Below are 14,896 nucleotides of genomic sequence, written 5' to 3'. Positions count from 1 at the left end.
TGACGGAGTCCGTCAAGTCCTTCCACGTGCCGGCCACGCCTTTGACGGTGGCCTGGCCGCCGAGCTTGCCCTCGGTGCCCACCTCGCGCGCCACGCGCGTGACCTCGGCCGAGAAGTCGCTGAGCTGCGCCACCATGGTGTTGATGGTCTGCGCCGCGCGCAGGAACTCGCCTTCCAGCGGCCGGCCGTCCACCTCCAGTGCCATGCTCTTGGACAGGTCGCCCTGCGCCACGGCGCCGATCACGCGCGCCACTTCCGAGGTGGGGTGCACCAGGTCGTCGATGAGCGCGTTGATGCAGTCCACCGACTCGGCCCAGAAGCCGCGCGAGGCGCGCACCGAGGCGCGCTGGCGCAGCCGGCCTTCCTTGCCCACCACCTGGCGCAGCCGGGCCAGCTCGCGCGCCATGTGGGCGTTCTGTTCCACCACCTGGTTGAACACGTCCGAGACGCGGCCGGCCACGCCGGTCCAGTCCAGCGGCAGCCGCGCCTGGGCGTTGCCGTCGCGCAGCTCGGTGAGCGCCACCAGCAGCGCGGTGAGCTCGCCGGCGGGCTGCAGGTTGGGGTCCTCGGCAATCTTCATCATGGGACCTCCTTCAAGTCCACGTTGCCGTGCCCCGGGGCGCGCTGCACTGGCGCGCCCTCGGGGGCGGCGCTAGCTCGTCACGCCCGCCAGGTCCAGCAGCCCTTGCAGCGGGATGTGGACCCAGGCCGGCCGGTTGTCCAGCTCGTACCTCAGCTCGTACAAGGCCTTCTCCAGCTCGTAGAGCGCCAGCAGCGGCGCACCGGCCGCGTCGGCCCCGCCGGCTTCGACCAGCTCCGCCGCGCGCGCCACCTCGTCGTAGCCGCGCAGGAAATGCCCGCGCGACTCCTGCTGCCAGCGCCGCGCCACGGGAGCCAGGGCCTGCAGCTCGGCGTCGCTGGTGGCGGCCGAGCGCAGGGCCGACAGCGCAGCGTAGTCGAAGGAGCGCAGCATCCCGGCCACGTCGCGCAGCGGCGAGCGCTTGGCGCGGCGCTCCTCCAGCGTGCGCCCGGGCTCGCCCTCGAAGTCGATGATCACGAAGTCGTTCTTCGTCACCAGGACCTGGCCCAGGTGGTAGTCGCCGTGGTGGCGTGACCTCATGGCCATGGGCGGCAGCGCGGGCGTGGCCAGGTGCTTGTGCAGCCCGGCCTGGTGCTGCAGCAGCGACTGCGCCAGCGGCTGCGCCGCCGCGGGCAGCGTGGGCAGGCGATCGCGCAACTGGTCCATGCCGTGCTTGAGGTCGTCGCGCACGCGGTGCAGGTCGGCCTGCACGTCGTCCTCGGTCAGCGGCTCGGGGTCGAAGGCGAGGTTGCCCGTGCGCAGCGCGAAGGCCTGGTGCAGCTCGGCCGTGCGGCGGCCCAGCGTGCGCGCGCGCTCCTCGAAGGCCGCGTGCGCGTCCTGCGGCTCGGGCTCGCTGTGCCCAAGCCGCAGCTCCAGGTGGCGGCGCAGGTACTCGGTGCCCAGCGTCCAGCCGTCGCCCTGGTTGTTCACGTAGCCCTGCAGCACGGCCAGCGTCACGGGCGTGCCGTCCTCGGCCACGTACTCCAGCGAGCCGGCCAGCGGCGCGCAGTGCGGGAACTGGGCCACCTCGGTGAGGAAGCGCGTGACCTCCAGCTCCGGGTTGTGGCCCGGGCGCAGGCGGCGAATGCCCTTGAGCAGGAACTGCTCGGCTATCTGCACGATGGTGTTGCTGCTTTGCGCCAGCGGCCGGCCTATGGGCAGCGTGGGCAGCTCGCCCGTCTCGACATAGGCCTTGAGCAGCGGGCTGCCGCGGAAGTTCATGCGCCCGCGCGAGGTGGGCAGCGTGGTGTCGTCGGCCATGGTGGCCAGCACGGAACGCACGAAGCGCTCGTCGCCGAAGGCGTCGCCCATCACGCCCACCTGCGCCTGCTGGCGCACGCGCGCCACGGCGTTGACGGCCAGCAGCCGCGTGCGCTCCTCGTCGCGCTCCTCCCAGGACAGCGACAGCGGCACGAAGTAGTGCACCGGCTCCGGCAGCCCCTGCAGCTCCAGCAGCGGGATGAGCCAGGACTCGTCGTCGCGCTGCCACAGCCAGTGGTCCAGCAGCGTGGCGCGCGTGAGGTGCACGCCCTTGCTGGCGTACCAGCGCTGGTTCTCGATGAAGCGCGGCAGCAGCACGGTCTCGAACTGGTTGCGCGTGCGCGTGGCCAGCGCCGCGCGCCAGGGGCCGACCTGGTCCGCGAACAGGCTTTGCCAGCCGTTGGAGAACACCAGCACGGGCAGCTCCTCGGAGGGCAGCAGCTCCGTGTGCCAGGCCGGCGCCTCGGCGTCGGCGCTCAGGCGGAACCAGTAGAAGCCGTGCGCCGCCAGCGTGAGCAGGTAGGGCAGCTCGCCTATGGGCGGGAAGGCCGTGCGCCCCATCATCTCCACCGGCACGCGGCCCTTGAAGGCCGCCAGGTCCAGCTCCGCCGGCTGCGCCGTGCGGGCGAGGTTGGCCACGCACAGGATCACGTCGTCGCCATGCTCGCGCAGGTAGGCCAGCACCTTGCGGTTGCCGGGCTTCAAGAAGCGCAGCGAGCCGCGGCCGAAGGCTTGCGTGGACTGGCGCACGGCCAGCAGCCGGCGCATCCAGTGCAGCAGCGAGGAGGGGTCGCGCTGCTGCGACTCCACGTTCACCGCCTGGTAGCCGTAGATGGCGTCCATGATGGGCGGCAGGTACAGCCGCTGCGGGTCGGCGCGGCTGAAGCCGGCGTTGCGGTCCGGGCTCCATTGCATGGGCGTGCGCACGCCGTTGCGGTCGCCGATGTAGACGTTGTCGCCCATGCCCAGCTCGTCGCCGTAGTAGACGATGGGGCTGCCCGGCATGGACATGAGCAGGCTGTTCATGAGCTGGATGCGGTCGATGTCGTTGTCCAGCAGCGTGGCCAGCCGCCTGCGTATGCCCACGTTGATGCGCCCCTGCGGGTCGGCGGCGTAGGTGTTGTACATGTAGTCGCGCTCGCGGCTGGTGACCATCTCCAGCGTGAGCTCGTCATGGTTGCGCAGGAACACCACCCACTGGCAGTTGGCCGGGATCTCCGGCGTCTGGCCCATGATCTCCACGACCGGGAAGCGGTCCTCCTGCGCGATGGCCATGTACATGCGCGGCATCAGCGGGAAGTGGTAGCAGGCGTGGCACTCGTCGCCGTCGCCGAAGTACTCGCGCACGTCCTCCGGCCACTGGTTGGCCTCGGCCAGCAGGAAGCGGCTGCCGTACTCCGCGTCCAGCGCCGCCCTCAGGCGCTTGATGAGGACGTGCGTCTCCGGCAGGTTCTCGTTGTTGGTGCCCTCGCGCTCCACGAGGTAGGGAATGGCGTCCAGCCGGAAGCCGTCCACGCCCATGTCCAGCCAGAAGCGCATCACGTCCAGCACCGCATCCATCACCAGCGGGTTGTCGAAGTTGAGGTCGGGCTGGTGGCTGAAGAAGCGGTGCCAGAAGTAGGCGTTGGCCACCGGGTCCCAGGTCCAGTTGGACACCTCGGTGTCGGTGAAGATGATGCGCGTGCCCTGGTACTTCTGGTTGGTTTCGCTCCAGACGTAGAAGTCCCGCTCTGGCGTGCCGGGGGCTGCGCGGCGCGCGCGCTGGAACCAGGGGTGCTGGTCGGAGGTGTGGTTGATCACCAGCTCCGTGATCACGCGCAGGCCCCGCTCGTGCGCCGCATCCAGCATGCGCTTGAAGTCGTCCAGCGTGCCGTAGGACGGGTGGATGCTCTTGTACTCGGCGATGTCGTACCCGTCGTCGCGCAGCGGCGAGGGGTAGAAGGGCATCAGCCACAGGGTGTTGACGCCCAGGTCCTTGACGTAGTCCAGCCGCGCCGTGACGCCGTTGAAGTCGCCCACGCCATCGTCGTTGGAGTCGAAGAAGGCCTTGACGTTGAGCTGGTAGATGACCGCATCCTTGTACCAGAGGGATGCATCCTCGGCCGGCGCGTCCTGCACCAGCGGGTCGGGAAGGGTGAGACGGCGTGCATCCATGCGGTGATCAGCCTTCGAAAGTGAAGAAATCGCGTTCGCTGCGCCGCGTCTGGCGGACCACGAAAACGTGCGCGGGCGTGTGGTTCGGGTCAAGCTGCACGAAGTTGCGGCCGTTGCGCCACGTGAATCGTTGCTGGCTCAACAGGTCGTGCACGGTGTAGTCGGTGTCGGGCTGTATGCCCAGGGCCTGCAGGTTCACGTCCACCATGCCGGACTGCACGTTGTCGGGGTCCAGGTTGACCACGGTGAGCACGGTGTTGCGCCCGTCCGGCGTGCGCTTGGCGTAGGCGATGAGGTGCTCGTTGTCCACGGGCATGAAGCGCAGCGAGCGGTTGTCGTGCAGCGCGGCGTTGTCGCGGCGTATGCGGTTGACCAGCCCGATGAACCACTGCAGCGAGTCCTCGCGCTCCAGGTCCCAGTGACGAAGCTGGTACTTCTCGGAGTCCAGGTACTCCTCGCTGCCGGGCTTCACGGGGCGGTTCTCCATCAGCTCGTAGGCCGGGCCGTAGATGCCGTAGCTCGCGCACAGCGTCGCGGCCAGCACCAGGCGCTGCATGAACACCGAGCGCGGGGCGTGGTGCAGGTGCTCGTTGAGGATGTCGGGCGTGTTGGGCCAGACGTTGGGCCTGAACCAGTGGTAGCCCGGGCCTTGCGACAGCTCGGTGAAATACGCCGTCAGCTCGGCCTTGGTGTTGCGCCAGGTGAAGTAGGTGTAGGACTGGCTGTAGCCCAGCTTGGCCAGCCGGTGCATGACCTTTGGGCGCGTGAACGCCTCGGCCAGGAAGATGACGTCCGGGTGCTCGCGCGTGATCTCGCTGATGCACCACTCCCAGAACGCGAAAGACTTGGTGTGCGGGTTGTCCACGCGGAACACCTTGACGCCGCGCGCTATCCAGAAGTCGAAGATGCTCTTGAGCTCCTGCCACAGCGCGCGCCAGTCGTCCGTCTCGAAGTTGAACGGGTAGATGTCCTGGTACTTCTTGGGCGGGTTCTCCGCGTACTGCACCGTGCCGTCCGGCCGCCAGCGGAACCACTGCGGGTGCTCCTGGACGTAGGGGTGGTCCGGCGCGCACTGCAGCGCGATGTCCAGCGCGATGTCTATGCCCAGCCGGCCAGCGGCCTGCACCAGCCCGGCGAAATCCTCTTCCGTGCCCAGCAGCGGGTGGATGCTCTTGTGCCCGCCCTCGGCCGCGCCTATGGCCCAGGGGCTGCCCACGTCCTGCGGACCCGCCACCAGCGTGTTGTTGGGCCCCTTGCGCTTCTCGCGCCCAATGGGGTGAATGGGCGGGAAATACAGCACGTCGAAGCCCATGGCGGCCACGTAGGGCAGGCGCTGGATGACGTCCTTGAACGTGCCGTGGCGGCCGGGCTGGTCCGATGCCGAGCGCGGGAACAGCTCGTACCAGGTGGAAAAGCGCGCCCTGAGCCGGTCGGCGAAGAGCGGCCGCTCGGGGAAGCCCACCGCGAAGCGCTTGTCCGGATAGGCGTCGGCCAACTGGTTGAGGCGCTCGTCCAGCGCCAGCGCCTTGAGCGCGTCGGGGTCGGCCGTGTCGGCCTCCAGGCGCAACTGCTCGGCCCAGGAGCGCAGCGCCTGGGCGTCGCCGGTCGTGGTGGCCTCGCCGCTTTCGGCCCGTGACGCGGCACCCTCGATCAGCTCCGCGCCCACCTTGGCGGCGATGCGGATGTCGGCCTCGTCCACGCGGCGGTTGAAGTCGTGGCGCCAGGAGCTGAAGGAGTCCACCCAGGCCGTGACGCCGAAGAAGTAGCGCCCCGGGTGCGGGAAGCAGACCTGGGCATGCCACTCGTCGTTGAAGCTCTGCGCCATCTCCACGTGGTGCGTGGCCGCGTCGGCCTCGGCGCGCCAGTGCAGTTGCACGCGCAGCCTGTCGTGCCCGTCGGTGAAGGCGTGCGCGCTGAGCGTGACGGGCTCACCGGCGATGCACTTGCCGGCAAAGCGGCCGCCGTCCACCTGCGGCACCACGGCGTCCACGATGACGCGCACGCGCCCATCGCCCGGCGGCGGCAGCGAGGACACGCCGGCCTCGGCGCGCGGCAGCAGCAGCTCGCCCGCGGACAGCGGTGCCGCGGCCTGGGCCGCAGCGGACTTGCGCGGCGCGCTGCTGCGCTTGCGCGCCGGCTTGGTTTGGGCCTCAACCGTGGGCGTCTGGGCCGGGGTTGACGTTGCGGACTTGCGGGTTGTTGTCGCCATAGCTCTCGTGCTGCAAAACGATGACTGCCAGGGGAGGCAGGACGACGCGTATCGAGTGCAGCTGCCCATGCGCGGGCAGCGGCGAGGATTCGATGCGTCCCAAGTTGCCCCACCCCGACCCGCCGTAGGGTTCGGCGTCGGTGTTGAGGAGCTCGCGCCAGACGCCGCGAGCGGGCACGCCCAGCAGCACGTTCTCGCGCGGCACGGGCGTGAAGTTGCAGGCCACCAGCAGCGGCTTGGCATCGCGCCGCGCGGGGCGGCGCAGGAAGGCCAGCAGCGAGCGTTCGCTGTCCTGGGCCTCCAGCCACTGGAAGCCTTCCCAGCCGAAGTCCAGCTCGTGCAGCGCGGGCTGGCTCTTGAGCAGGGCATTGAGGTCGGCCACCAGGCACTGCACGCCGGCGTGCAGGGGCTGCTGCGTCAGCCCCCAGCTCAGCTCGCCCTCGTGCGTCCATTCGCGCCACTGGCCGAACTCGCCGCCCATGAACAGCAGCTTCTTGCCCGGGTGCGTCCACATCCAGCCCAGCAGCGCGCGCAAATTGGCGAATCGCTGCCAGTCGTCGCCGGGCATCTTCTGGATCAGCGAGCCCTTGCCGTACACGACCTCGTCGTGCGACAGCGGCAGCACGAAGTTTTCGCTGAAGGCATAGACCAGCGAGAAGCTGAGCTTGCCCAGGTGGTGGCCGCGGTGCACCGGGTCTTCCTGCATGAAGGCCAGGGTGTCGTGCATCCAGCCCATGTTCCATTTCATGCCGAAGCCCAGGCCGCCCATGGACGTTGGGCGCGACACCATGGGCCAGGCGGTGGACTCCTCGGCGATGGTCTGCGTGTCCGGGAACTCGCGGTAGACGGCCTCGTTGAGCCGGCGCAGGAAGGCGATGGCCTCCAGGTTCTCGTGGCCGCCGTGGATGTTGGGAATCCACTCGCCGTCGCGGCGCGCGTAGTCCAGGTACAGCATGGAGGCCACCGCGTCCACGCGCAGCGCGTCGATGTGGTAGCGGTCCAGCCAGAACAGGGCCGAGGAGATGAGGAAGCTCGCCACCTCGCCGCGCCCGTAGTTGAAGATGCTGGAGTTCCACTCGGGGTGGAAGCCCTGGCGCGGGTCGGCGTGCTCGTAGAGGTGGGTGCCGTCGAAGAACTGCAGCCCGTGCGCGTCGGTGGGGAAGTGCGAGGGCACCCAGTCCAGGATCACGCCGATGCCGGCCTCGTGCAGGTGGTCCACGAAGTACATGAAGTCCTGCGGCGAGCCGTAGCGGGACGTGGGCGCGAAGTAGCCGGTGGTCTGGTAGCCCCAGGAGCCGTAGAAGGGATGCTCGGTCACGGGCATCAGCTCCACGTGCGTGAAGCCGAGCTGCCGCACGTAGTCGGCCAGGTCGCGCGCGAGCTCGCGCCAGCCCATGGGCGCGCCGCTTGGGCGGCGCCAGGAGCCGGCGTGGACTTCGTAGATGGACATGGGCGCGTCCAGCGCGTTGCGGCGCCCGCGCTCCTGCATCCAGGCCTGGTCGCGCCACTCGTAGTCCAGGCGGGTGATGCGCGAGGAGGTGTCCGGCGGCAGCTCGGACGTCAGCGCCAGCGGGTCGGCCTTGTCCACGGCGTCGCCGTTTTGGCCGACGACACGGTACTTGTAGCGCTGGCCCGGCTGCGCGATGCCCACCGACACGCGCCAGACGCCGCTGTCGTCCTGCTGCGCCATGGGGTCGGCGTCGGGGTTCCAGCCGTTCCAGTCGCCGATGACGCTGACGTGGCGCGCGTTGGGCGCCCACACGGCGAAGTGCACGGTGCCCTGCTCGTCCAGCCGGGCGCCCAAGTGCTCGTACAGCCGCGCGTGCGTGCCCTCGCGGAAGAGGTAGCGGTCCTGCTCACCCCACATGGCGAAACGCTCCCGCACCTTTTTTGCGGCCAATCGTTCCACCAGCGCGGGCTGTAGAGCCCGTGCGGCGAGAGGAGAGGGAGGAGATACAGGGATTCGTGAACGGATTGGGCGGCATGGCTCTCGTCTTGACGCTCGTTGGAGCGCCGCCATGCCGCAATGCGTGTGCCCACGCGCAGGCGAAGGTGTTACAGGGCGCTTATTCGACGCCCGGGACAATCACCGGGGGGACTGTGCGCGCGCACCGATGGCGCCTGGACGCCGGCGGGCCTGGGTTGCTGGCCATTACCTTTGGCAATAAGCTCCTGCCAGGGAGGCGCTTGGGCGAATGGGGCCGGATTTAAGAAGCCACGGCTCCGCGTTTACCCTGATGCCGCTTAGAATGCGGCGACGCCCTGAGCAAATGGGGCGCCTGTCTTGCGTCTTCCATCCGATTCCGTTACGCGTGCAACTGCCCGGGCCACGTTCCTGCCGATTTCCGAGCATTCGCCAGCCTCTTTACTGGGTGCTGGCGCTGCTGCTTGGGGCATGGTGGGCGTTGGGTTCCGTACCGGTGGATGGGCGGGCGGGCCTGGCGGTCTGGTGCGGGAGCGGGCAGGGGTGCGAGCTGCTGGCGGCGTCCGCCATGCCCTTGGGGGCGCAGCCGCATTGCGAGCAGGCGTGCGTGTCGCCGCCTGTCATGGTTGCGCGGCAAACGGCCTGGACGGTGGACGCAGGTCCTGCCGGGCCTGAGCGCCCGCATCCGCTCACCGTGGACCTGGAGCATGAGCAGCCTGACTGTGCGCTGCCCCCGGCCATGCCTGATTGTTCCGTCGTCCTGCCCGTAGCGCGGCCGCTGTACGCGCCCGCGGGCATTGACGCCGCGCCGCAGCGCGGCTTGGCGAGACCGCCCGACCTGGGCTGATCCTCGCGTCCGGCGCCCGTGGTTCGCGGGCCAGCCCGGCTTGATCACCTCCTGCTTTTTCGCTGCCTGATCCTGGCCGCGCGCCGCCGTGCGCGCCGTGGCCCGGGATGGGCTCTCCGTTGCCCCGGCCTGCGTCCACGCGGGGCCTGGGCGGCTCGTCATCGTCCCATTCATGCACCCAAACTCTATGGGCAGGCGCTTGCCTGCAACTTCCGTGTTCGCTGGCCGCTGCAGGCGCTTGTTGTGGGCCGGCGCGCTGGCCGCGCTGCTGGCCGGCACGGGCGGGGCGGCTCATGCCCAGCCGGCGGAGCCGCCGTCCTATCAGCTCGATCAGCTCCTGGCCTTGGCCCGCGCCTCACATCCCGTGCTGGGCGCCGCGCATGCACGCGTGGATGGCGCGCAGGCCGCCGTGCGCAGTGCCGCCGCGCTGCGCAATCCGGAGCTGGAGCTGTCGACGGGCCGCAACCGTGCGCGCATGGACGGTGCGGCGCCGGGGTCCACCTTCAGCGTTTCGGTCACGCAGCCCATCGAGCTCCCGGCGTTGCGCCAGGCGCGCGTGCAGGCTGCCGAGGCCGCCCTGGAGGGCAGCCGTGCGGGTGCGGGCAGCCTGGCGCTGGACCTGCTGGCCGAGGTGCAGCGCCGTTATTACGCGGTGCTGCGCAGCGAGGCCGAGCTGGGCAATGCGCGCGACGACCTGGCACTGGCCAACCAGATCCGCGAGCGCGTGGTCGTGCGCGTGGACAGCGGCGAGGCGCCGCGCTATGAGCTGGTGCGCGCCGACACCGAGCTGCTCAATGCGCAGCGCGTGCTGCGCGTGGCGGAGCTGCGCGTGCGGCAGGTGCGGCACGAGCTGCGCCGCCAGGTCGGCCCGGGGCTGCCCGCGGAGTTCCAGTTGGCGCCCGCTGCGGACGATCCGCTGGCCGGCGGCATGCCGCCGCCCCTGGAGCAGATGCAGGCCGTGCTGCTGGCGCGCCATCCCGAGCTGCTGGCCGCGCGCGCGGAGTTGCGCGCTGCCCAGGCGCGGCTGGGCGTGGAGCGGCAGGCGCGGCTGCCCAGCTTCGCGTTGCGCGCGGGGGTGGATCGCGAGCCCGATATCCAGGGGCATCGCGTGGGCCTGGTCATGAGCGTGCCCCTGCTGGACCGCCGCGTGGGGCCCATCGCCGAGGCCGAGGCCGAGCTGCGCCGCCTGAGCCATGCGCTGGCCGACCGCGAGCTGCAATTGACCCAGCAACTGGAGGCCGCGTGGCAGCAGCACCAGATTGCCGCCGGCCAGGTCGTTGCGCTGGACAGCGGCATCTTGCGCCAGGCGCAGAACGCCATGCGCATTGCCGAGGCGGCCTACCGCAGCGGCGAGCGCGGAATCCTGGAGTGGCTGGATGCGCAGCGCGCCTTCCGCCAGGCGCGCAACGACCTGGATGCCGCCCGCTACGAGCTGCGCGCGGCCCGCGTCGAGCTGGACCGCCTCCAAGGCCTGCAGGTCGCCGACCTGTGAGCCGCCCGTCTTCCATCCCTTTAAAGCCTTGCGCAATCCATCCATGAACATTTCCGTTTCGACGCGCTGGCGCGCGGTCCCGCTGGCCCTCCTGTGCGCCCTGGGCACTGCCGGCCTGAGCGCTTGCCTGTCCGAATCGCAGGCCGACACCACCGTGGCTGTCGCCAAGCCGGCCGCGCCGGTGGACCCGCTGGTGGTGCGGCCCAGCGCCGCGCTGGTGCCGCGCATGAAGGAGGCGCAGGTGGCGCTCACGCCCGTGACCGAGCCGCTGCAGGTGGCCGCGCGCATCGACTTCGACGAGCAGACCGTGGCGCGCATAGGCGCCGCCGTCACCGGCCGCATCACGGAGCTGCATGCCCTGCCCGGGCAAAGCGTGCGCGCCGGCCAGGTGCTGGCCCAGTTGCACAGCGCCGAGCTGGCCGCCGCGCAGCTGGCACTGCTCAAGGCCAATGCGCAGCGCGAGATGGCGGCCAAGGCCGTGGAGCGCGCGCGCATGCTGCTGGCGTCCGACGTCATAGGCAGCGCCGAGCTGCAGCGCCGCGAGAACGAGCTGTCCGTGGCCGAGATCGAGCGCCGCGCCGCGGCCGACACGCTGCGCGTCATGGGCGTGCCGCCGCAGGCCAAGGTGGATGGCGTCATCAACTCCAGCTCCTCCATCGTCTCCACCACCAGCGGCGTGCTGGTGGAGCGGCGCGTCAACCGCGGGCAGGTGGTGCAGCCGGCGGACGTGCTGTTCACGGTGGCCGACCTCTCCAACGTGTGGGTGGTGGCGCAGGTGCCCGAGGCCGAAAGCGCGCGCGTGCGCGCCGGCCAGGCGGTGCGGGTGTCCATTCCCTCCAACGGCCTGGAGCCCATGGAGGGTCGCATCGACTGGGTGGGCGACACCGTCAACCCCGAGACCCGCACCGTCACCGTGCGCACCGAGCTGCCCAACCCCAAGCGGCTGCTCAAGCCGGAGATGCTGGCCACCATGGCCATAGAGCCGCTGCCCGTGCCGCGCCTGGTGGTGCCCTCGGCCGCCGTGGTGCGCGAGGACAACGCCGACCACGTCTTCGTCCGCCAGGGCCCCGCCGGCACCTACCGCCTCACGCGCGTGCAGCTGGGCGACGAGGTGGGCGGACTGCGCGTGGTGCAGGGCGGGCTGCAGGGCGGCGAGAGCATCGTCGTCGAAGGCAGTTTCCACCTCAACAATGAGCGCAAGCAGACCGGGGCGGAGGGCTGATGGTCGAATCGCTGATCCGACAGGCGCTCGCGCAGCGCCTGGTCGTCGTCGTCGTGGCGGTGATGCTGCTGGCCTTCGGCCTGGACGCGGCGCGCAAGCTCTCGCTGGACGCCTTCCCCGACGTCACCAACGTGCAGGTGCAGATCGCCACCGAGGCTCCGGGGCGAAGCCCCGAGGAGGTGGAGCGCTTTGCCACCGTGCCCGTGGAGATGGCCATGACCGGCCTGCCGGGGCTGGAGGAAATGCGCTCGCTCAACCGGCCGGGCCTGTCCCTCATCACGCTGGTGTTCACGGACGCCACGGACGTGTACTTCGCGCGCCAGCTGGTGATGGAGCGGCTCATAGAAACCGGCAGCCGGCTGCCGCCGGGCATCGTGCCGGTGCTGGGCCCCGTCTCCAGCGGCCTGGGCGAGATCTACCAGTACACGCTGCAAGGGCCCAACGACGGCCAGCGCGCGCTCACGGCCGAGGAGCTGACCGAGCGCCGCACCGTGCAGGACTGGGTGGTGCGGCCGCTGCTGCGCACCATTCCCGGCATCGCCGAAATCAACTCGCAGGGCGGCTACGAGCGGCAGTACCAGGTGCTGATCTCGCCGGACAAGCTGCGCTACTACGGCCTCACCATCCAGCAGGTGTTCGAGGCGCTGGCGCGCAACAACGCCAACTCCGGCGGCGGGGTGCTGCCGCACCACGCGGAGCAGTACCTCATACGCGGCGTGGGCCTGGCGCAGTCGGTGGACGACTTGGGCCGCATCGTGCTCAAGGAGCACGAGGGCACGCCGGTGATGGTGCATGACGTGGCCGAGGTGCGCATAGGCACGGCCGTGCGTGCCGGCGCCGTCATCAAGGACGGCGTCACCGAGGCCGTGGGCGGCATCGTGATGATGCTGCGCGGGGGCAACGCCAAGCAGGTGGTGGCCGGCGTGAAGCAGCGCGTGGCCGAGATCAACGAGCGCGGCATGCTGCCTGACGGGCTCAAGATCGTTGCCTACTACGACCGCTCGGAGCTGGTGGACTCGGCCGTGGCCACCGTCGTGAAGGTGCTGCTCGAAGGCATTGCCTTCGTGGTGGTGGTGCTGCTGCTGTTCCTGGGCAACCTGCGCGCGGCGGTGGTGGTGATCGCCACGCTGGTGCTCACGCCGCTGCTGACCTTCCTGGCCATGAACCACCTGGGGCTCTCGGCCAACCTCATGTCGCTGGGCGGCCTGGCCATCGCCATAGGCCTGATGGTGGACGGCTCCGTGGTGGTGGTGGAGAACGCGGTGTCGCACCTGTCGCGCCCGCACTCGGCCAGCGAGCCGCGCAGCCGCATCGTGCTGCACGCGGTGCAGGAGGTGGCCACGCCGGTGATTTTCGGCGTGGGCGTGATCATCGTGGTGTTCCTGCCGCTGATGACGCTCTCCGGCATGGAGGGCAAGATGTTCGCGCCGCTGGCCTACACCATCGCCATCGCGCTGGGCATCTCTCTCGTGGTGTCGCTCACGCTGTCGCCGGTGCTGTCCTCGCTGCTGCTCAAGGTCAAGCCCACGCCGGCCGGCCAGGCGCATGACGAGGAGGCGCACGACACCTGGCTGATCCGCAAGCTCAAGAAGCCCTACCTCGCGGTGCTGCAGCGTGCCATCGCGCGGCCCAAGGCCACGGCCGCCGGCGCGCTGGGCGTGCTGGTGGCGGCGGGCGCGCTCGTGCCCTTCCTGGGCAGTGCCTTCATACCGGAGATGAAGGAGGGCTCGGTGGTGCCCGGCATCAACCGCGTGCCCAACATCTCGCTGGAGGAGTCCATCGCCATGGAGATGGAGGCCATGCGGCTGACCATGCAGGTGCCGGGCGTGAAGTCGGCCGTCTCCGGCGTGGGCCGCGGCGAGTCGCCGGCGGACCCGCAGGCGCAAAACGAGTCCACGCCCATCGTTTCGCTGCTGCCGCGCCAGCAGTGGCCCGAGGGCTGGACGCAGGACACCATCGCCGACGAGATTCGCAAGAAGCTCGCCGCGCTGCCCGGCGTGCAGGTGGTGATGGCGCAGCCCATCTCCGACCGGGTGGACGAGATGGTCACCGGTGTGCGGGCGGACATCGCGGTCAAGATTTTTGGCGACGACCTGCCCACGCTCAAGCGGCTGGGCGACGACATCGCCAAGGTGGCCGGCGGCATACGCGGCGCGCAGGACCTGCGCGTGGAGCGCATCACGGGGCAGCAGTACCTGCAGATCGAGATAGACCGGCAGGCCATCGCGCGGCACGGCCTGAACGTGTCGGACGTGCACGACGTCATCGAGATCGCCATTGGCGGCAAGTCGGCCACCGACATCTACGAGGGCGAGCGCCGCTTCGCGGCCTTCGTGCGGCTGCCGCAGGACTACCGCGACGACATCGAGGCGATACGCAAGCTGCAGGTCTCCGCGCCCAGCGGCGCGCGGCTGCCGCTGGCCAGCCTGGCGAAGGTGCACCTGGTGGAGGGGCCGGCGCAGATCAGCCGCGAGATGGGCAAGCGCCGCATCGTGGTGGGCATCAACGTGGCCGAACGCGACCTGGGCGGCTTCGTGGCGGAGCTGCAGCAGGCCGTGGCGCAGGACGTGAAGCTGCCCGCGGGCTACCGGCTGGAGTGGGGCGGGCAGTTCCAGAACATGGAGCGCGCGCTGGGGCACCTGTCCGTGATCGTGCCCATCACGGTGGGGGCCATCTTCTTCCTGCTGTTCCTGCTGTTCCGCAGCGTGCGCATGGCCTCGCTCATCATTTTGGTGTTGCCGTTTGCCTCGGTCGGCGGCGTGGTGGGGCTGTTCGTGACGGGCGAGTACCTGTCGGTGCCGGCGTCGGTGGGCTTCATCGCGCTGTGGGGCGTGGCGGTGCTCAACGGCGTGGTGCTCATCAGCTACATCCGCGACCTGCGCAGCCGTGGCCTGTCGGTGGAGCATGCGGTGCTGGAGGGCGCCAAGCTGCGCTTCCGGCCGGTGATGATGACGGCCACCGTGGCCATGCTGGGCCTGATCCCGTTCCTGTTCGCCACCGGGCCGGGTTCGGAGGTTCAGCGCCCGCTGGCCATCGTCGTGATCGGCGGCCTCATCAGTTGCACGCTGCTGACGCTGGTCATGCTGCCGGCGGTGTTCCGCTGGTTCGACACCGAACCGGCCAACGGGCCGCACGTGCCCAGCTTGAGCGAGGCGCGTTGAGGCCTGGCGGGCCGGCCAGCGCTCAAGGCTGCTGGCCGGCCTGCCCC

The 14,896-nt window shown here is 70.1% G+C and carries 7 protein-coding genes and 1 pseudogene; 4 read left to right on the top strand and 4 right to left on the bottom strand.

Annotated features, from left to right (window positions below; genetic code table 11):
• The 4 genes and pseudogenes from ALA01S_RS27860 to glgB form a co-directional block, all read right to left on the bottom strand.
• Positions 1-583: pseudogene (locus tag ALA01S_RS27860) on the bottom strand (methyl-accepting chemotaxis protein); the annotation flags it as partial.
• A gap of 69 nt (positions 584-652) precedes the next feature.
• Positions 653-3,994, bottom strand: coding sequence for a maltose alpha-D-glucosyltransferase (gene treS / locus ALA01S_RS27855; RefSeq protein WP_066342526.1), 3,342 nt, complete (start codon positions 3,992-3,994; stop codon positions 653-655).
• A 7-nt stretch (positions 3,995-4,001) separates the two neighbouring features.
• Positions 4,002-6,203, bottom strand: coding sequence for an alpha-1,4-glucan--maltose-1-phosphate maltosyltransferase (locus tag ALA01S_RS27850; RefSeq protein WP_084268016.1), 2,202 nt, complete (start codon positions 6,201-6,203; stop codon positions 4,002-4,004).
• Positions 6,145-8,070, bottom strand: a complete 1,926-nt coding sequence (glgB, locus tag ALA01S_RS27845) for a 1,4-alpha-glucan branching protein GlgB (protein ID WP_066342529.1) — start codon at positions 8,068-8,070, stop codon at positions 6,145-6,147. The genes ALA01S_RS27850 and glgB overlap by 59 nt, the downstream gene beginning before the upstream one ends.
• A 664-nt stretch (positions 8,071-8,734) precedes the next feature.
• On the opposite strand from glgB, the gene ALA01S_RS33635 reads away from it, so the two are divergent.
• The 4 genes from ALA01S_RS33635 to ALA01S_RS27825 all read left to right on the top strand — a co-directional run bounded on the left by ALA01S_RS33635 (position 8,735) and on the right by ALA01S_RS27825 (position 14,849).
• Positions 8,735-8,974 carry a hypothetical protein gene (locus tag ALA01S_RS33635; protein WP_157119331.1) on the top strand — a complete coding sequence of 80 codons (240 nt, stop codon included), beginning with the start codon at positions 8,735-8,737 and terminating at the stop codon, positions 8,972-8,974.
• 199 nt (positions 8,975-9,173) lie between these two features.
• Positions 9,174-10,466, top strand: coding sequence for a TolC family protein (locus ALA01S_RS27835; RefSeq protein ID WP_066342528.1), 1,293 nt, complete (start codon positions 9,174-9,176; stop codon positions 10,464-10,466).
• Positions 10,467-10,509: 43 nt separating this feature from the next.
• Positions 10,510-11,688, top strand: a complete 1,179-nt coding sequence (locus ALA01S_RS27830) for an efflux RND transporter periplasmic adaptor subunit (protein WP_157119330.1) — start codon at positions 10,510-10,512, stop codon at positions 11,686-11,688.
• Entirely contained in the window at positions 11,688-14,849 is a 3,162-nt protein-coding gene (locus ALA01S_RS27825) for an efflux RND transporter permease subunit (protein ID WP_066342524.1), read from the top strand. Before ALA01S_RS27830 ends, ALA01S_RS27825 begins: the two co-directional genes overlap by 1 nt.
• The last annotated feature ends 47 nt before the right edge of the window (positions 14,850-14,896 follow it).

This window comes from Azohydromonas lata NBRC 102462 (assembly GCF_001571085.1).
Taxonomy (GTDB): Bacteria; Pseudomonadota; Gammaproteobacteria; order Burkholderiales; family Burkholderiaceae_C; genus Azohydromonas; species Azohydromonas lata.
The sequence above is the reverse complement of the archived record's forward strand: the minus strand, read 5'-3'. Positions and strand labels throughout refer to the sequence as shown.

What these genes read in the sequence shown, in the direction of transcription:
- treS (WP_066342526.1), bottom strand. Translation starts at nt 3,994, where the DNA reads ATGGATGCACGCCGTCTCACCCTTCCCGACCCGCTGGTGCAGGACGCG.
- ALA01S_RS27850 (WP_084268016.1), bottom strand. Translation starts at nt 6,203, where the DNA reads ATGGCGACAACAACCCGCAAGTCCGCAACGTCAACCCCGGCCCAGACG.
- glgB (WP_066342529.1), bottom strand. Translation starts at nt 8,070, where the DNA reads ATGTGGGGTGAGCAGGACCGCTACCTCTTCCGCGAGGGCACGCACGCG.
- ALA01S_RS27830 (WP_157119330.1), top strand. Translation starts at nt 10,510, where the DNA reads ATGAACATTTCCGTTTCGACGCGCTGGCGCGCGGTCCCGCTGGCCCTC.
- ALA01S_RS27825 (WP_066342524.1), top strand. Translation starts at nt 11,688, where the DNA reads ATGGTCGAATCGCTGATCCGACAGGCGCTCGCGCAGCGCCTGGTCGTC.